Origin of the sequence: Rhizobium esperanzae, assembly GCF_002204185.1 — a bacterium.
GTDB lineage: Bacteria > Pseudomonadota > Alphaproteobacteria > Rhizobiales > Rhizobiaceae > Rhizobium > Rhizobium esperanzae.
Map to the genome: position 1 here is coordinate 1 of NZ_MXPU01000039.1, position 16,759 is coordinate 16,759.

The following is a 16,759-nucleotide window of genomic DNA, read 5'->3' on the forward strand; positions in this document are numbered from 1 at the left end:
ATCTTCGAGCGCTTCCTGACCGACGGCCGCATCGAACTCGACTCCAACATAGTCGAGCGAGCAATCAGACCCCAAGCGATCACGAGAAAAAATAGTCTATTCGCTGGAAGCGACGGTGGCGGCCGGACTTGGGCGACCATCGCGACGCTCCTGCAAACGGCAAAGATGAATGCAGTCGATCCGCAAGCTTGGTTGACCCAGACGCTTGAGCGCCTTGCGAATGGATGGCCCAGCAGTGAAATCGACGCGCTCATGCCATGGAACTACGCCGCCTGAACGGCCCCGGCTTGTCGCTTACAGTCAAACACCGAAAGCCGCATATCATCCACCACGGAGCATATAGGAATTTCCCTTTGGTAACTAAGCAGATTTGAAACCACAGTCGAAGGTTTGGCTGACGACCGTAGACGCAAAGAAGCGGCGCTGCACCTAGATCATTTCTTCCACCATGATTCATGGATTGCGGCAACAGCCTGGGCGATACCGACCAGGGTAAGGATGACCGTCAGAAATCGAATTCCGTTTTGGGTGGCAGCGTTCTGGCCGTGACGTCGCTCTTCCTGCTCGTATTGAGCAATCGTGTTGATTGCTTTGGGATCGAGGACGAGGCCAAACTGCGCTTGTTTCAGGTCACCGGATTCCTGTAGGGCATCGAGTAGAAGCCGATAATACGTCATCAGCTCCTCTTTATCCGGTCGGAAGACCCAGCGGACTGTATAGAACTGCGTCAGCAGCTCCGTTTCATGTGCGATGTAGTTCCGGTTCTTCACGGTCTCAGCTAACACGTATTTCAGCACGCGGAGCCGGTCATGACGCGTCAGCTGACGCCGGTTGAAGAATGCCTGCAGGAGACGATCCCAAGCCACGCGCCAGAGGGGATAACTCAAAAGGTGCTTCAGGATAAACGACGAGATGCTGCGGCTGTTGAAAGTCCAGCCCCCATAGTAGTGCTGGATCAACGGCTTGAATTCCGGAAACGCTGTGTAAGGTACAGAGCATTCCTCGACGAAATTCTTCCCATCCACCGACCACTTCCCCTGCAAGCCATGCTCGGTCAATTCGTTGGCCAGGAATCGGCCGTGGCCCTCCTGATCTTCTAAGTAGACGACATAGCAGTCGTTGCGACGGCCTGCGTCTCCCGACGTTGGGATCATCATCGGCGCGTTTTTGCGAAGCGCGATGTCTATTGCACGCCGCATGAAATAACTGCGGACTTCGCCAAGAAGGTTTCTCATCGGTGGATGAACACGCTCACGACGGCAGCGATCGCAGCGATCCACAATGGGATCGACAGCCTGGCTACCTTAACCTGCAGGGCCGCGAGGCTTGGTCCTAAATCTGGCACTGCGGCGACTGGGGCTAGAGGTTCCTGATTCCCGGGTGTGTCATTGTTTGTAACGACTTCTTCCGACCTGCCGCCCTTATGAAAGCGATACTCGAAGTAGCCGACATTTCCCAGGACGGTTGGTATGTGGTCCGCTCCGGGTTCGATCTGGAGATTTTGGTCCTCAATGTTGCCCAGCAGCTTGACCGTGTCCGTCCGGATCGACGGCGACCATTGCGCATAGACGCCTTCGACGTGGCGAATGGTGATGCCGCCCTTGGCTCGGCCGTCCTCGATGAACTTCACTAGGTCTTCGAACCGGGAGGGAGCAAGGAAGAGCTGCACTTCGACCGTGTCCGGTGTCCTGACTTCCTCGAAGTCCCACTCCGAGACATATGCTACCGACCCCCAAAGGGCGCAGACCTCGCGTCCGTCTTCGGATTTGTGGATGCGCAGCGTGATCGTATCGACAGGCCGGTTGGTTCCGAAGAACGAGTAGACGACCGCTGTATGCCGCCTACCTTCGCTCGGGATTAAGGCTCCTATGATGCCGTCGGAGGCTTTCGCATTTCCGTCCTCAAGCGTCAGGCCCCGATAAACCCGCAGGTTCTTTGCGTTGAAATGCAGATTGCTGCCCCAAGGTTTGTAGTCCGGGCCAATCTTCCTGCCGGTCGGGTCCAATTCTTCGATGAACCAGCTGTAGAGATTGGGATGTGGGCTTTTCGTGCTTGTGCGCACTGTGTTCTCTAGCTGGTAATCCACGTCGCCCCCACCATTCGCCCAAAGTTGGCAGAATTGATAGGTTCACGCCGTGACGGTGGCAAGAGCAGCTAGCCACTCGCCGGAGTAGTTTCGGCCGCATTGTTGACTCTGAGCAGCTGAACCCGCTGGGCGAGGGCTTGAGATAGCTGTTCAGGTGGTTGTGTGACGTGTCCCCCGTTTCGATGTGACGGGAGGCTAGGGCAAACTCTCATATCGGAAGGTCTTGTAGGGAGTGGGCGGCTGTCCTCCCACTCCAAGACCGTGGTGCAGTTGATTATCGGCTACGAACAGCCAGTCTTCCAGTTGGTCCTTGTTGCCTCAGTTAACCGACCTTAGGTTCCAATTACTCTGATGATCGGCTCGAAAGCGTGGCGTGCGATAACATTCATTTAGAAAGACAATCGCCTATTGCGTCCAGATATGCCCTTCGAATAGCCACTTAGGGACCTCTACCTCTTTACAGGCGGGATGATTGGCAAAAACCTGCCGCAGGAAACGAACCGCCCCAAATGCTGCGATCATAAGTTCTCGCTGTTGCTGATAATAGGCCTCATCGAAAACGTTGTCCTCGATCTTATGGGCGGGTTTCTGGCGAGCTTTGCGAACGGCCCTGAAACCCTCATTGATCCGGACCATATCGTTTTCGTCTTTTGGCTTGAATTTCGCTGCCAACCACTCCATCAGCAGCGAGATAGTTCCCTTCATTCTTTTAATCTGTTCGCCACTGTCCATCTTTCCGTATTCGTAGACCTCGATGTCCCCTTCGAAAAACTTGTAGTTCATGTCATCGGACATCAGCTGGTCAAGCCGGAGGCAGAAATCTGAGAACTCCTTTTTGGTGGGGCGGATCAGAAACCCGAAGTGGTCTGGGCGGCGATAAGCCTCATAGTCGGACTTGAAAAGCCTCGGCTTGCCCATGCGTTCGCTCATGATGTTGATGATCTTCTTCTCTTCGAGGATCGCGTCGAATACCGACACTCCTTCTGGCCATTCCCCGAGAATAGACGAACGGTAATAATCCGGGTGAAGCTGGAAATCGCCTTGAAGTTCAAATCCAGCCCAGTAGGCCTGCTGTTCGGCTGACATGTCATGTAGGTATCGGAGGAAGGCAGCGACATATCGGTTCACGTTCTCATCGAAAGCAAAGCCGAACTGGGCATATTCGTGCGATTCTTTATCCTCGCTGTCGCGATAGATGGTTCCGAACGTGTCATCGACCGAATACCTAAAGGTGGGATCGTTGCGATATCGCTCCAGCACCTCCAAGCGAAAGGTCCGGAACTCAAGCTGTGGGGCTCCGAGCTTTAATGCCGCTGTATATGGAGCGGCGGGATCAGGACCAACGCCTGCAACCTCAACCAAGGCCTTTCGAGTGGGAAACAAACACCCGAACTTCAATCCCCTGTTCGACACTCGCTTGACTTGATCGGAGATAGGCCTGGCTGGCAGTAGTCGAATGTTCGGATTTTGGGTTTCTTCGTCGTTGATCAGCTCCACCAGTCCCGCCTCGATCAGGTCGATCAACGCAGCTTTCTCGTCCTGCGAATGAATTGCGTGAGCAGGCCAACCATTGAAGTCGCTGGACTCTTGATACTTTTTCAGAACAGTGGCCAATATCGTCGCTGCGTCCAATTTCATCTCCTCGTAGGCATTATCAGCGCCTGCTTATCGCAGAGATACTCGAAATCATCGACTACAGTAACGGTAATAATGGTCAACTGAGGTGGCGGAGCCGATGGCGAAATCTTTCGACGAAAGCGAATTTGAGGCATCCCGATCCGGCAATTTCGGCGATCTTCTACAGGGTCGGGATTATCTCTTCTTCCTGCTCGACAACTTGGACTGGGATTCGCAGCTTTTGGCCGTCCGGATGATGATTGCCAGGAACCGGCATGCTGCGGAAGCATTCAGCAAGGCGATTGAGCGCGACGAGGAAGAGGTTCAAGCTTATAGGGGACCTCACCATCATCATTACGTCGATCAGCACACCGACATGCTGCACGAATCCATCTTTCGAGACGCAGCTGAAAGCATGGCGGCAATAGGCATGATCGCACCAATGGTCGAAAGCACCTTGGGGCAATCGCTGGCTGCCTTGGGCGAAATGTATACCCGCAAAAACTTGACGCCACCCGAGCATAAACGCTGGAAGCGGGCGAATGGTGACCCCGCCCGATGGAACTGCCAAATCTATTTCAACAACAAAGGGGAGCCGAAAAACAACATCTTGGAAGGCTTTCCGCAGTTGGCGGCGGCGTCTGGGCTTGAGCAATTTCTATCGCCGGGGTTCCATACGTGGTTTAAGGCCATGTTCACCTACCGGAATTTCATGTTCCACGGGGGGTTCGAATGGAGCCTTGAACGAAGGGCGGCATTTAAAGAGGCTATCGAAAAGAACGGTTGGGACGTGTTTACCTGTTCGAAAACAGGGGGCGAACCATGGGCCTTTTACATCACCGATGAAGCAATCAATCAGATGCCGACTATGGTCGAAAGTATGCTCGACAGCCTCGCACAGTTCGCGAAATCGCTGCCATTCGAGCTGATATCGGACCCCTGAACGGATTCTTCCGGCACACTGGGCAGGAGTCAGTCGCCAACATTGAGAAACCCAGCTACATCCCCTCCCTTCAGCTCCGGAGAATTCGAACCAATTCGCTTAGCAAAACATCGAAGCTCTGTCGGAAATCAACTTGGGTGGTGGTCGGAATTGTTTCTCTGCGCCGGATTTGCGTATGGAGTGCGCCGTCCGCTATGGATCGAAGTGACATTTGAATGTGCTCGAACGACCCGCGTATTGATCGAGATGCTTGGCTCGTCACCTGTGCAAAGTTCGTCTGGCCGAAAATTGGTGGGACGTGGTCCACCATCGCCCTCGCGAGCATCGCGACCGATATCGTGTTACCAGCTCCCCAGGCACTATTTATCTCTTCGCACATCCTCACCAGACGTGTGAGATCGAACTGACTGTTGGAAATTGCCCGTAGTTCCGCCATCCGGGCGCTGTCGACGAAGTCGCCCCGTTGCTGCCGGGGTGTGTGCGGCGGCTCGGACGCTGACAGCCGATCCCAGGCAGCTTTTGTCAGCCGGTAATAATCATCGGGGACGAATTGGATCAGGCCCGAGTTTGATGCCTCATCTATGAGATCGCCTGCACTGTCTACCGAGGCCGCTCCCATTATTGCGCAAACGTCCGTTGCTGAAAATTCCAGTGCGGCGAGATGGTCTTCGCCTACCTGCTCTGCCATCCAGCGCAAAAGATTCTCTATCTGCTGATTTGGTGACGGGAGCTTTTGTGCGACCATTTCGTCGATCAACGTAGAATCGATCTCTAGCCAATCTTCCTCGGTCGAATGCGTCCGAATGTAATGACTGACCTTCGCTACAATGAGGTCGTTGACCTTCCCATTTGGTTGCGTGCGGCCCTTCAAAACGGCGACAGCCGAGCCTGTTATCACAAAGGGCCCGCAGCGGTCGCAGTGATACTGGCGGACATCCCCATTTCTTCCGATCTCGGCAGCACTGCCGCATACAACGCAGGGGTCCATCTTGCTCTCTTGCCTTTTAATGCCCGATTGCCATTGACGCAGAAGCTGATTGCCCTTGCAATATCCCGCAAGCTGTTCCCACAGACGATGCAGGCAACATTCAGTAGAAGGCAGCATGACCATGACGACCGTGATTCTCACCTGGACCCGCGACCCCTTGAGCTTCAAGGTTGCGCTCGATGGTGACATTGCAGCCCGCGAGTATGGAGCGATCCAGCGCGAGCTAATCCCCGTTCTCCGCTCTATTCCCAATCTGACATTCTCTTACAAGGAGGCTCGCTTTGAGATCGCGGAAGCCGATAGGACGATTCCATTCATGGTCCAAGCCTTGTCCATTGCGGGCTATGCAATCCTCCATAAGGGAGACGTTCCGGCCGAGATCGAGCAGGCCGAGCGTCCGAACTGACCACCGGCAACATTCGGCAACAAAAAACTTAGTGGACGGAACCAGCAATTCCGCCCGCTATTTTTTTGACCTCTCGGAGGCCCCCCGTCGGCTATTTTCCCATGCCTGGCGAGGCCGCAAGCTGTCCTTCTAAACCCTTTTTAGAGAGAGAAGGACATGACAATCGCAGTAAGACCACAGCAGACAAGGTATGTCCCGCTGTCAGAGAAGGAGCAGCGCGAAGCTGCCATCAAGCTCGCCTCGACGGCTAACGGCGACACCGAGCGCCTGTTGCTTACGCCGGAAGAACGGGCGAAGCGCCAGGCTGACGCCGAGCAGATCGCCAATAAGGCCGTGAGAAACCTAAGCCCGCAGCAGGTTTGGGATGAGACCGTGTTGAAGGTCTCCTTCATGACCGCAGAAGCCGCGCACGGTCTGGGGCAGGTTTTCCCCGATCAAGTTCAACGTCGCTATCGACCGGTTCCAAACAAGGAACGGAAAATCCTGGCATCAAAGGAATCTCCACATGCGGGCCTGGGCTTGATCGCCATTATCGACGCCGGAAGAGGTCGCGAGATAGCTCTGTATGGTGGCAACACTGGCGGCACTGTCTACATCGAAAACGGCGTTCCCAAAATCGAAGTGAACCCGTCGGATGAAAAGACCCAAAATGATCCGAGATACTTCGGTATCGCGCAGCAAAGGCTCGCCAACGGAAAACGCGACCCGTCAAAGCAACCGCTGTTTATGGACATGACGGACATCAATGACGTGGCGAAACGTTGCTGTGAGCTGCTCGGCGCTCCTGCTCCGACGAAGACCTATAAGACCGTCAAAGAACGCAAGGTCGCCGAGGCTGCAGCAAAGGCAACAGCGCCGTCGGTGAAGCCCCAGGCCGTAAGACAGCCAGCGACAAAACCAGTGCCAACGCATCAGGTTCATGCGCGGTCGCTTTGGGCAAAGAACCCGTCGCCACACTATGAACCTACGATTGGCGAAATGCGAGCTGCCAAGCAGGCGCAGCAGTATCAGCAGGAACCGGCTCGCGCTTACGCTATGTGATCGACGTTTTCCCTCCCAAGTTTCCGTCGATCTCGAAACCCTCGCAATTCCGGTTGCGGGGGTTTTATTTGGCCGGTTTCGGCGGTTGGGAATAGAGAACAAAGCTCCTTCTTCACTTTATCTCGAATTTTATTCGACAACGTTGCGCCAGCTATTACAGCTTGCGTCAACTCGTTATTGCGCCTGCATTCTATCAGTAATATTCAGCAATAAATCTGTGCTTGCGCCGATGTTCAGGAGGGCCACAATATCATTATTGAGAATATTCAGGCGGTCATATCAGAAGCCGTCACGGAGAATAGTAATGAAGGTTCAGGAGGTAAGGACACTTGTTGTCGAGGCCGAGCGTTTCGAAATCCCGTTCGCCAACATACGGTCGGCCTATGTCGTCACTCGCGAAGACTTCGAACATTACCGCATACCAAGGAAGATCAAGGCGGGCACCATTAGCACTCGCGAGCTTCGGGAGAACGATGTCCTTGAGTTCAAGGCAGGCCGCAGGAAGCGCTATGCTTGCCGTGTCGCTCATATCGATCCTGAACTGATCGTTCTTGAGGATCACTCCACCACCGACGACGCCCTAAACGTTGCCCAGGGCGGCCGAGGATCATTGAACAACGGCACCTACTACAAGCCGTTCGTTTGTCCTCGGTGGGGCAAGACTGAATTCGAAGGCGGCGAACCGCTTTGGTATGAGCTGCGAACCGAGCTTGATGCGCTCGACTGGCAAGGCGCGAGGGGCGACGTATGACCCATGGCGTTTTCCTTCTAATCCCCGACGAATTGAACCGCGCCAATGTCGCGAACATCCAAAGGAGCCTTTATCAGAGCCAGAATCGGATACGGCCGGAAGTATCCCCGGAGGCGGTTTTGAAAGCCCCAGCTTATGTGGTGTCCGAGCTGCGAGGAATGATGTTCAGAACGTCGTTCGACATGGAGGGCGTGACATTCCGTTACCTGTTGGAAACAGACGCGCCGAAAGGTCCGTTTGACCGATACCCAATGGCGAGCTGGTTGGAGATCACGATGACGGATGGACGCTGGCGTGTAGCCGGGATCATACGGAAAGAAAAGCCAGCCGTAATGACCAGCAGAATTGAAATCGTAATGGCAACTGTAAACCGGGAGGATTGAGGCCATGAAAGCTATCAAAAAGAGTTTCGGGAAGGCTTATCGCATCGATCCTAACCCGAACGCCAGAGACCTTTGCGAACGCGTTCCTGTCGGATTTAAGTTCGGCAACTATCCCCATGGCGGTTTCGAAATCCTCGACGGCGAGGCGTCCGACTACGCGACCTCGAATGCTGTCCTTGAGGAGCAAGCCGAGATTATCAATATCATTGCCCCTTTTGTCGACGTGGACATCTATTGGGGTCCGTCGTTCCGCATATGGCAGCACGGCAAGGAAATGACCGACCAGCAGCATGTGCAGCTCTTCACGCCCTACAATGCCGCCAAGTCGATCTACAAGCGCCGTCCATGCGTTCTGATCTCGACGCAGGCCCTAGACCGGATCGTTGAGGCCAAGCCAATCAATGTCAACGATCAATCGAGGCGCGACCCCTATCTTGAGGCAGCGAAGGTGGTTGCGTGTCAGATCGGCTACCAACTGGTTAGAGCAGAGATGTATCGCCACACCCATGAAGAGTTCTTCTACGCGCTGGCTGAAGGCTCAGGCCGCCCACGGATGCAGTCTTGGGACGCGGCGCAGAAATTCCTTGATGATCGCTGGCAGGGCTACATCACCGCCTGGCTATCGCTGGGTGGTGTAAAGAGGGAAGACAGCGCGGTTGGCAGCAAAGACCTTCAGACGTTCCATAGGTCCGTCTTCAACGGTTCAATGGGCCGCCATCTCTCTCGCATGAACGATTACGTCGAAACGACAAAAGACCTGATGGCGCTCCTGCCACCAAGGCCGCTGCAGCTCCCGCAGGAGTCGGCAGGCGCACTCGCTAAACGGCTGTGACAGCAGCACTTAATGGCGGTCGCGGAAACAAAGTCGGAGAATGGTTCGGTTATTCATGGCCCACTCACACTGCTCTATATAAGGATCAGTGACGGCGGCCCCTCCCCTACCCGGCAGTATCACATTTGGGTGCACCCTAACAGGACATCCGAAGTTACGCCGCCGAGGTGTCACAAAAGGGTGGATTTCCGGTAGATGTGACGTTACCTTCGCGAACCCACCCTAATGTGACGGATTCGCCATGACTCGCATCGGCTACGCCCGCGTCAGCACCACCGACCAGAGCCTGGACGTTCAGATCGCTCAACTGAGGGCGGCTGGATGCGAAATCGTGCGCTCGGAGACGGGATCAGGAAAATCTCGCTCCGGCCGAACCGAGCTGGAAACGATCATGCAATTTTTGCGGTCGGGCGACGAGCTGGTGGTTCTACGGCTAGATCGGCTTGGCCGATCCACGCGTGATGTTCTGAACTTGGTGCACGAGCTTGACGAACGCGGCGCGTCGCTGTGCGTCTTGGAACCGGAAGTGACGACTTCCGGAAGTATGGGCCGGATGGTGATTACGATTTTGGGAATGGTCGCGGATATGGAGCTGCAGTTTATCCGAGACCGACAGCGTGCCGGAATCGAGGCAGCAAAAGCCGAAGGTGTTTATACGGGCCGGAAGAAGAACGTCGATGACGAGGAAATCCGTCGTCTCATTGCAGGAGGATCAAGCAAGGCAGAGGTTGCTCGGCAATTGAAGGTTTCCAGAATGACCATCTATCGTGCACTGGCAAAGGAGGGCGCTGGGTCCGCCATATAGTAGATGCTCCCCTCGCCTTCATGCTCAAAGCAGATGCTGAAACTAGTCCTGAAACTTCATTTCCTGAAAATGTGCCTGCATGTGGTGAACCAGCGCCACTGCATCGTCTAAAGCCGCATATTCCGATTTCTTGTCGCTGGCTCCAATACGCGTGCGGACCTGTTTGCCAGATCGCAGTTGGTCCATAAAGGTTGCAACCTGATCTCGATCGCTGATGGTGCCGGGAGCGAAGGCTTTGTTTTTATCGACACGAATGATGCCCGCCGAAGCGACTTTATAGTCCTCAACAACCGAAACAGCGAGAGGGACCGTGGAGTTATCGTAGAGGATGACAAACCTCCCCCGATCATCCCAGAGGCTGCATCCTGTCTGATCGGTGATGCTATCTACAAGACACCTGATGTCCCAAGTGTTCTTTTCGGTCGTGAAGCTGACCGTTCCTTTGGAATAGATCGTATACATTCCCGCAATACCGTTGAAGATTCCGACTCTCCGCCCGCCGTCTTTGTCGAGCACCAGCATCTCTCCGGGTCTGAATGCTGCGTTAGGGGCAGGAATCTCCCGCTCCTCTGCTTGGGCTGCGTTCGTTACCATGGCGAGAAGTGAAACGAGGGCTGCGGCAGTAGCACAGCGGGCGGATAAAATTTTCGGAAACAATGGAGCCCCTCAAGCTGAAATCTAGCAAGATGGATCACGGGTCGAACCCGAAAGCAAGAGATTGCGCCACCTTGTAACACCTTGCGGGCGTAGAAGAATATCGGGCCACAGAGTCGCTTCGGGCCCTCTCCCCACTTTCAGCTCGGATACCACCGCGTATAGCGTCGGTTCAGATTTCGCACATCTCCAGCAGGTTGCGGTCTCGCGATTTTCACGCGCTCCTGCTGGATCAGAGTGAATTCCAGGGCATCTTGACCTCGAACGATCCTTCTCAGGTTGTTCAAGAAGACACCTACGTCACCAAAATAGTTCGGATATGTTCGCACGAGGTTATTAACGCGTGAGACTTCGACGGTCACGACCTTCGACCGCGTAAGGCCCTCCTCGATCTGCCGTTCGATGATTGCAAGCCGAGCCTGAAGCTGGAGAATTTCCGAATATCGCTCCACTGTGACGGTGTGATCTACGTTGTTGTAGACGATCAAGAAGAATTTCCCATCACCGTAGAGATAGGTTTCGGCATAGGTGGTCGCCGTTCGTATATTGTCCAGGGTCGAGATCGCGTCCAGCTTCGTCTCTAAAGCTTTGATTTCGGCGATCCGGAGTGGCCGGTCGGGAACGCCGGGGCCAATCGGGCAACCCTCGACATAGGCGAATTCGCCGGACATAAGCTTGAACAGGCGCAGCCAGTCGGCATTGCCGTGATGATGTTTCAAATCCTCGCCGTTGAACAAGCTCACTGCTTCCACTGCGGTCGCCCACGAGTGTTGCAGGCGTGTGCGAATTTGGAACTCTACCCGCCGACCGGCAAAAATCGATTGGGCTTTCTTCCGAGGACAAAACTCGAACGAGATATGGTGGCTACGATAGCCGTCGTCTTTCGGAGTGTCGATATAAGGCCATTGCCGCCGGTCATAATGAGGGAATTCGTCATTGATCTCAGCAAGCAAGGATCGAACGCCCGCGATGTCATCAAGGATGGCACGACAGCCTCCGATGTCCTGCATCCGATCAAGGTGAATGTCAGACTCGCGGAGCTTTCGTCGAATGCTAGCCATGCGCTTTGGACGGGCCGCCATATCGCCCTTGATGCCAATTTTGCGCATGCGGTATGCGGCAGAGAGATAAACTGAGCGCATAGGGAAGAAATGGCTGTCGCGCCACGAATTCGCGACGGCAAAAACATGATGCGCATCTCGGCAGTCGACTGCGGAATGTAGGCTCAGTTCATCTTTCAGCCGCTTCCCCGCCGCTCTCACTTCTTGCATGCTGAATTGAAGTTCAGGGTAAACAGCCATTGCGAATCGGGTCCGAGTGTTTCACTCGGGCATTTTAGCAATTTCGCAACAGGGGTTCATCAACCTGAACACGCAATGCACAGGTAGCACGCGCGATCTCCATCGCCCACAGCAGTCATCCAATTCCAGGTTAGCCGCTGAGGTGAGCCCCTCTCCTTCGTTGCCACCAACTTCTATGGTCGTCGACCGGCTTGGATTACAAAGCGCCACAGTGGGAGAGCGTCGCTCTCGTGGCCGGTATCGAGCAGCGGTGCAAACCAGTTAGGCACGAGGTCCGCTTCAGTTTGTGTGAGGCCATCAGGTCCAACCGTCCGTTCGGCATAGTAGCGTGAAAACATCGAACTGAGCCTCCCAATCATTTCGAAGTGCTCACCTGGATTGGACCGTTCAGGCGGCTTCCATTCAAATTCGACCGCTTCAGGCAAATCCTCTGAATCCAGTATCGCGAGCGGTTCACTGGCGGCCCAATCGCCATATTGCATAAATGTCCATGCAAGATCACGCTCCACAGGGTTCTTGATTTCATTGCCGTCGCAGAACAGCTTGGCGGCGGCAACAGTGTAAACAACCTCGCCATTTGATGTTATTGAGCGTTCTTTGGTTCGGTCGGCAACTAGACGGAGTGTGAGCGGCGGCTTGGTGCCAATTGTGCGATCCCCTACCCTTCCGAGCTGGCTCAACCGCAGTGATTCAAGCATATCTATGGCTAGCTTTTTGTCGCTGATGGGTGCCAGATCAGCGGCGTCAACCAATGACCAGACCCGCCAGAGCGCCCAATAAACGGCGATTTTCAACGGGCAACCCGTGGCCTCTGCGTAAGCTGTCAGCTTGTCAACATCGACTTTCCTGAGAACGAGGCGTTGCTGTTCCGGAGCCGCAAGAAAGACGTTCTTGACATCAATCAGCCACTGCGTGCCGTCCTTGAGAACCAAGCGGAAGTCAGGCGCGATGTAGCTGCCTTCAGGATGGACCCGCCCATTATCTTCCATCTTGAGGAGCTTGTAATCGCCCAGGCTGATGATGAGCGCCTCGAACATATTTTGAACGCGCTGTCCGTGCTGCAACGCGCCGTTTTGCAAAGCGTCGGCAACAGTCGTTGTAATTGACGACAGGAAGAGTTCGGTTGCCTTTGGATCATGTAACGAAATGCGTTGCTCGCGCGTGAAGCGACCGAAAAGCGAAAGGACGTCAATCTGCGAGCCGATACCCATGTAAAAAGCCTCGTGCGTAGAACGTTTTTATACCGGTGATGCCGCTGCACTCACCTGCTTATCGTATAGGTACATCACGCAGAGTTGCCATGTGGCAACCGTCATAGATTCGACGATAGGTCCACATCCGGCTCGCTTTTTCGTTAACTTTTCATTAACCCTTATTTCCTTGCCAAGGCTTCCGACTCGGGGCATTTTAACTACGAAATTTCAGCCGACCCCGGAGAATTATCGTAGTTATGGCAAAGGCTCGTAGCCAGCACACGAACGCGTTGATCACAAAGCGTCCAATGACCGATGTCATTGCCAGTGACGGTGCTGCACTGTCCAAGGAACTACAAGCAATGCGGGCCGCCCTCTTCCCGCCAGCGGCGCAGAAAGTCCTACGTTCTTTCTCATCTGTCGAAGCCGCAAAGCTTATCGGAATCGCGGATGCATATCTGCGGCAGCTATCGTTGAATGGTAAGGGACCACAACCGGCGATCAGCTCCGGTGGGCGTCGGTCCTATACGCTCGACCAGATCAACGAAATCCGTGCCGTCCTCGATGAGAACGCCAAAGGCAAGAAATATGTGCCACATCGAAGGGCCGGTGAGCATTGCCAGGTTATGGCTGCCGTCAATTTTAAGGGCGGCTCAGGAAAGACAACGACTGCCGCTCACCTAGCTCAATACCTCGCCTTGAACGGCTACCGCGTCCTTGCTGTTGATCTCGATCCCCAGGCGTCACTGACAGCACTGCATGGCTATCAGCCGGAGTATGACATCGCGACGAACGAAACGATGTATGCGGCGGTCCGTTACGACGATCAGAGGCGGCCCCTGAAGGACGTGATCCGTAAATCTTATATCCCGGGCCTCGATCTCGTTCCCGGTAACTTGGAACTGATGGAATTCGAGCACGACACGCCTCGTGCGCTTGCTGAACATTCGACGGAACCGTTCTTTGGCCGTGTAGCGTCGGCTCTCGGATCGGTAGTTGACGACTATGATGTTATGGTTCTGGACTGTCCTCCCCAACTAGGTTTCCTGACCCTGGGCGCTCTGTGTGCGTCCACCGGCCTGCTAATCACTGCCCATCCGCAGATGCTCGACGTCATGTCGATGTGCCAGTTCCTACTGATGGCATCCGACCTCCTTAGCGTCGTTCAGGATTCTGGTGGCGACCTCGATTACGACTTCATCCGGTATGTCGTCACTCGATACGAACCGTCGGATGGTCCTCAGACGCAGATGGTCGGGTTCATGCGATCCCTGTTCCGCGAGCGCGTCTTGACCAACGCCATGCTGAAATCCACCGCGATTTCAGATGCGGGGCTTTCGAAGCAGACCCTTTACGAAGTCGGCCGGGAGAACTTTTCGAAGTCTACCTATGACCGTGCGATTGAATCGTTGGACGCTGTAAATGGTGAGATCGAGACGCTGATTAAGGAAGCCTGGGGGAGAGACGTATGAGCCGTAAGGATATGCTCAAAGGGCTTCTTTCAAGACGAGAACAAGAGTTGCCACCTGGCAACTCTGACGAAGCCGACCCCGGTTCAATGGTCGTAACTGGAGTAGAGGAAAAGAAGCTTCAGCATATCCGGTCGGGCGCTGTCGGAGCGATGGACCGAACACTCGGCAAGATCGCAAATGCCGCAGATCAAGCGCGTGCGATGATCGCAGCTGGTTCGGCCGTCGTGGAGCTTGACCCGGCCAAAATCGAAGGCTCCTTCGTTTCAGATCGTCTTGGCAGCGATGGCGAGGCTTATGATCGCCTCGTTGATGCAATCCGTGAGACGGGACAGAAGAGCCCGATCCTCGTTCGGCCGCATCCGTCGAAACCAGATCGCTACCAGATCGCCTACGGTCATCGTCGCGTTCGTGTGCTCGCCCAGCTCGGAAGGCACGTAAAGGCGGTCGTTCAAAACCTGACTGACGAAGAGCTTGTCATCGTCCAGGGGCAAGAGAATTCGGCCCGCGCTGATCTCAGCTACATCGAGCGGGCGTTGTTCGCGCTCGCGCTGGAAGCCAAAGGTTACGACCGCAAAGTGATCATGACCGCGCTGAGCATGGAGAAGACGCAGCTATCGAAGATGATGGCATTGGGACACTCGATACCGCGAAATCTTATTGAAGCAATTGGCCCAGCTCCGAAAGCTGGGCGGCCGAGATGGGCTGGCCTGGCTGAGAAATTGCAGCAGTCCAAACCGGCAGTAGTCGACAAAGTCTTGGCGGACCCCAGCTTCGAAAGCTTGGACACAGACGCGAGATTCGACAAGGTTTTTGCTGCGTTGTCAGCGAAACCGGTTCGGGCTGGCACTGAATCGATCAAGTCGGAGCATGGCGTCAAGTTGGCTTCGGTCGAGCGCAAGGGGACGAAAATCTCCCTGCAGTTCGACGAGAAGACGACGCCTGAATTCGCTGAATACGTCATGGAGCAACTGCGTGATCTCCATGCCTCTTATTTAGCATCACGCGGAACGTGAGACGATCTAGAAAGGACAGAAGCCGCAAAAGAAAAAGGCCCCCAAACGACCAGGTCGCGGAAGCCTTCTCCATATCTGTAGCAAGATCGAGAATCGCATTTCCCCGAATCACAGTCAAGAGTCCTTGGCACCGTTTTGGTGAGCGGATTTCTTTTGCCCTTTGAAAGGTGAAGGAAATGGAGAGTGGAAGTGTGACGACGCCCTTTGGGCGGCGGCCGATGTCGCTTGGCATGTTGGCAAGCCAGCAGCTGGCCGAAGAGATTGAACCAGGTATCAGCCGAAATAAGTGGAAGCTTTTCAGGGCGATTTGCGAAGCTCGTCCCGCGCTTGGCGTGAGCGACCGTGCCTTGACAGTCCTCGACGCGCTGTTGACCTTTTACCCCGCCGACGAGATTTCGGAGGAACGCGGTCTGATCGTGTTTCCGTCGAACGCGCAGCTTTCGATCCGCGCTCGGGGCATGACCGCAGCGACCCTCAGACGACATCTTGCCGTCCTGGTAGACGCTGGATTGGTCATCCGTAAGGACAGCGCGAACGGAAAGCGTTTCGCACGCCGGGATCGGGCAGGGGAGGTCGCAGAGGCTTTCGGCTTCTCGTTGGCTCCGTTGTTGGCGCGAGCAACAGAGATCGAGGCGTTGGCGGCCCAGGCGGTTGCTGATCGCGAGCTGCTGAGGATCACGCGGGAGCGCCTGACGATCTGCCGCCGTGATGTCGCCAAGCTCATTGCCGCCGCGCTGAATGAGGGCGCTGCAGGTGATTGGGCGAAGATTACCTGCATGTTCCGTGAGATCGTTGCCCGCCTTCCTCGTGCGGCCGGGATCGAGCATCTGGCGGCGGCGCTCGACGAGATGGCGCTTCTTCGTGAGGAGATCGTCAATCAGTTGGAAACGCAGACGAAAACACAACAAATGCACTCCAATGAATCTCAAATTGAGCGCCACATACAGAGTTCAAATCCCGAATCCACTTATGAACTTGAACCAGCTTTCGAAACGAAGCAGGGGGCAAAATCGGCGGATTACGTAGACCAGCGGAGCGGGTCGATGGATTCCGGCCTCGACAGTAGGGCAGGGAATAGAGAAAGGGAAACGGCAGATCGTTCGGCAGGCGAGGGCGGCTCGCTGAAATCGTTCCCGCTTGGAATGGTCCTGCAGGCTTGCCCACAGATTTCCGATTATGGCCCAGGCGGGCAGATCGGCAGTTGGCGCGACCTGATGAGTGCCGCCGTCGTCGTTCGTTCCATGCTTGGCGTCAGCCCGTCAGCATATCAGGAT

At 55.0% G+C, this 16,759-nt stretch carries 18 protein-coding genes; 11 read left to right on the top strand and 7 right to left on the bottom strand.

Annotated elements, in window-relative coordinates; translation table 11 throughout:
• A partial coding sequence (locus B5E41_RS30015) for a transposase domain-containing protein (protein ID WP_141098832.1) occupies window positions 1-276 on the top strand: 276 nt, incomplete at its 5' end.
• A 158-nt stretch (window positions 277-434) separates the two neighbouring features.
• Here B5E41_RS30015 and B5E41_RS30020 read toward each other — a convergent pair.
• The 3 genes from B5E41_RS30020 to B5E41_RS30030 form a co-directional block, all read right to left on the bottom strand.
• Entirely contained in the window at window positions 435-1,235 is an 801-nt protein-coding gene (locus tag B5E41_RS30020) for a hypothetical protein (RefSeq protein ID WP_141098833.1), read from the bottom strand.
• Window positions 1,232-2,062, bottom strand: a complete 831-nt coding sequence (locus tag B5E41_RS30025; RefSeq protein ID WP_141098834.1) for a hypothetical protein — start codon at window positions 2,060-2,062, stop codon at window positions 1,232-1,234. The genes B5E41_RS30020 and B5E41_RS30025 overlap by 4 nt, the downstream gene beginning before the upstream one ends.
• A 429-nt stretch (window positions 2,063-2,491) precedes the next feature.
• Window positions 2,492-3,718: an AAA family ATPase gene (locus B5E41_RS30030; protein WP_141098835.1), complete on the bottom strand. Its 1,227-nt coding sequence runs from the start codon at window positions 3,716-3,718 to the stop codon at window positions 2,492-2,494.
• A gap of 103 nt (window positions 3,719-3,821) precedes the next feature.
• Between B5E41_RS30030 and B5E41_RS30035 the strand changes: the two genes are divergently transcribed.
• Complete coding sequence (locus B5E41_RS30035; protein ID WP_088397208.1) at window positions 3,822-4,646, top strand: hypothetical protein; 825 nt, start codon at window positions 3,822-3,824, stop codon at window positions 4,644-4,646.
• 70 nt (window positions 4,647-4,716) lie between these two features.
• Here the strand turns inward: B5E41_RS30035 and B5E41_RS30040 are convergent, their stop codons facing one another.
• Complete coding sequence (locus B5E41_RS30040) at window positions 4,717-5,757, bottom strand: hypothetical protein (protein ID WP_088397209.1); 1,041 nt, start codon at window positions 5,755-5,757, stop codon at window positions 4,717-4,719.
• Here B5E41_RS30040 and B5E41_RS30045 point away from each other — a divergent pair.
• The 6 genes from B5E41_RS30045 (at window position 5,750) to B5E41_RS30070 (ending at window position 9,852) form a co-directional block, all read left to right on the top strand.
• Window positions 5,750-6,040 (top strand): hypothetical protein, encoded by a 291-nt coding sequence (locus B5E41_RS30045; RefSeq protein ID WP_141098836.1) that lies wholly within the window; start codon window positions 5,750-5,752, stop codon window positions 6,038-6,040. The genes B5E41_RS30040 and B5E41_RS30045 overlap by 8 nt on opposite strands.
• Before the next feature lie 156 nt (window positions 6,041-6,196).
• Window positions 6,197-7,081 (top strand): hypothetical protein, encoded by an 885-nt coding sequence (locus tag B5E41_RS30050; protein WP_088397211.1) that lies wholly within the window; start codon window positions 6,197-6,199, stop codon window positions 7,079-7,081.
• A 304-nt stretch (window positions 7,082-7,385) separates the two neighbouring features.
• Window positions 7,386-7,832, top strand: a complete 447-nt coding sequence (locus B5E41_RS30055) for a hypothetical protein (protein WP_088397212.1) — start codon at window positions 7,386-7,388, stop codon at window positions 7,830-7,832.
• A complete protein-coding gene (locus B5E41_RS30060) occupies window positions 7,829-8,215 on the top strand; it encodes a hypothetical protein (protein WP_088397213.1) in 387 nt (128 codons plus the stop codon). The genes B5E41_RS30055 and B5E41_RS30060 overlap by 4 nt, the downstream gene beginning before the upstream one ends.
• A 4-nt stretch (window positions 8,216-8,219) precedes the next feature.
• Window positions 8,220-9,047 carry a hypothetical protein gene (locus tag B5E41_RS30065; RefSeq protein WP_088397214.1) on the top strand — a complete coding sequence of 276 codons (828 nt, stop codon included), beginning with the start codon at window positions 8,220-8,222 and terminating at the stop codon, window positions 9,045-9,047.
• A gap of 241 nt (window positions 9,048-9,288) precedes the next feature.
• Window positions 9,289-9,852: a recombinase family protein gene (locus B5E41_RS30070; protein ID WP_088397215.1), complete on the top strand. Its 564-nt coding sequence runs from the start codon at window positions 9,289-9,291 to the stop codon at window positions 9,850-9,852.
• 42 nt (window positions 9,853-9,894) lie between these two features.
• On the opposite strand, the gene B5E41_RS30075 is transcribed toward B5E41_RS30070, so the two are convergent.
• The 3 genes from B5E41_RS30075 to B5E41_RS30085 form a co-directional block, all read right to left on the bottom strand.
• Window positions 9,895-10,374, bottom strand: coding sequence for a hypothetical protein (locus B5E41_RS30075; RefSeq protein ID WP_088397216.1), 480 nt, complete (start codon window positions 10,372-10,374; stop codon window positions 9,895-9,897).
• Between the two features lie 272 nt (window positions 10,375-10,646).
• Window positions 10,647-11,807: a RelA/SpoT domain-containing protein gene (locus B5E41_RS30080; RefSeq protein WP_088397217.1), complete on the bottom strand. Its 1,161-nt coding sequence runs from the start codon at window positions 11,805-11,807 to the stop codon at window positions 10,647-10,649.
• A 173-nt stretch (window positions 11,808-11,980) separates the two neighbouring features.
• Window positions 11,981-13,018 carry a hypothetical protein gene (locus tag B5E41_RS30085; RefSeq protein WP_088397218.1) on the bottom strand — a complete coding sequence of 346 codons (1,038 nt, stop codon included), beginning with the start codon at window positions 13,016-13,018 and terminating at the stop codon, window positions 11,981-11,983.
• Between the two features lie 290 nt (window positions 13,019-13,308).
• On the opposite strand from B5E41_RS30085, the gene repA reads away from it, so the two are divergent.
• From repA to repC, 3 genes are all read left to right on the top strand, one after another.
• Window positions 13,309-14,472: a plasmid partitioning protein RepA gene (repA, locus tag B5E41_RS30090; protein WP_425350150.1), complete on the top strand. Its 1,164-nt coding sequence runs from the start codon at window positions 13,309-13,311 to the stop codon at window positions 14,470-14,472.
• A complete protein-coding gene (gene repB, locus B5E41_RS30095) occupies window positions 14,469-15,485 on the top strand; it encodes a plasmid partitioning protein RepB (protein ID WP_088397220.1) in 1,017 nt (338 codons plus the stop codon). The genes repA and repB overlap by 4 nt, the downstream gene beginning before the upstream one ends.
• Window positions 15,486-15,661: 176 nt before the next feature.
• Window positions 15,662-16,759, top strand: a 1,098-nt coding sequence (repC, locus tag B5E41_RS30100) for a plasmid replication protein RepC (protein WP_088397221.1), incomplete at its 3' end; no start/stop codon positions are given.

Coding starts and splice junctions, on each gene's coding strand:
- B5E41_RS30055 (WP_088397212.1), top strand. CDS start 7,386: ATGAAGGTTCAGGAGGTAAGGACACTTGTTGTCGAGGCCGAGCGTTTC.
- B5E41_RS30040 (WP_088397209.1), bottom strand. CDS start 5,757: ATGGTCATGCTGCCTTCTACTGAATGTTGCCTGCATCGTCTGTGGGAA.
- B5E41_RS30045 (WP_141098836.1), top strand. CDS start 5,750: ATGACCATGACGACCGTGATTCTCACCTGGACCCGCGACCCCTTGAGC.
- B5E41_RS30050 (WP_088397211.1), top strand. CDS start 6,197: ATGACAATCGCAGTAAGACCACAGCAGACAAGGTATGTCCCGCTGTCA.
- B5E41_RS30020 (WP_141098833.1), bottom strand. CDS start 1,235: ATGAGAAACCTTCTTGGCGAAGTCCGCAGTTATTTCATGCGGCGTGCA.
- B5E41_RS30080 (WP_088397217.1), bottom strand. CDS start 11,807: ATGGCTGTTTACCCTGAACTTCAATTCAGCATGCAAGAAGTGAGAGCG.
- B5E41_RS30075 (WP_088397216.1), bottom strand. CDS start 10,374: ATGCTGGTGCTCGACAAAGACGGCGGGCGGAGAGTCGGAATCTTCAAC.
- B5E41_RS30065 (WP_088397214.1), top strand. CDS start 8,220: ATGAAAGCTATCAAAAAGAGTTTCGGGAAGGCTTATCGCATCGATCCT.
- B5E41_RS30060 (WP_088397213.1), top strand. CDS start 7,829: ATGACCCATGGCGTTTTCCTTCTAATCCCCGACGAATTGAACCGCGCC.
- repA (WP_425350150.1), top strand. CDS start 13,309: ATGACCGATGTCATTGCCAGTGACGGTGCTGCACTGTCCAAGGAACTA.
- B5E41_RS30070 (WP_088397215.1), top strand. CDS start 9,289: ATGACTCGCATCGGCTACGCCCGCGTCAGCACCACCGACCAGAGCCTG.
- repB (WP_088397220.1), top strand. CDS start 14,469: ATGAGCCGTAAGGATATGCTCAAAGGGCTTCTTTCAAGACGAGAACAA.
- B5E41_RS30035 (WP_088397208.1), top strand. CDS start 3,822: ATGGCGAAATCTTTCGACGAAAGCGAATTTGAGGCATCCCGATCCGGC.
- B5E41_RS30085 (WP_088397218.1), bottom strand. CDS start 13,018: ATGGGTATCGGCTCGCAGATTGACGTCCTTTCGCTTTTCGGTCGCTTC.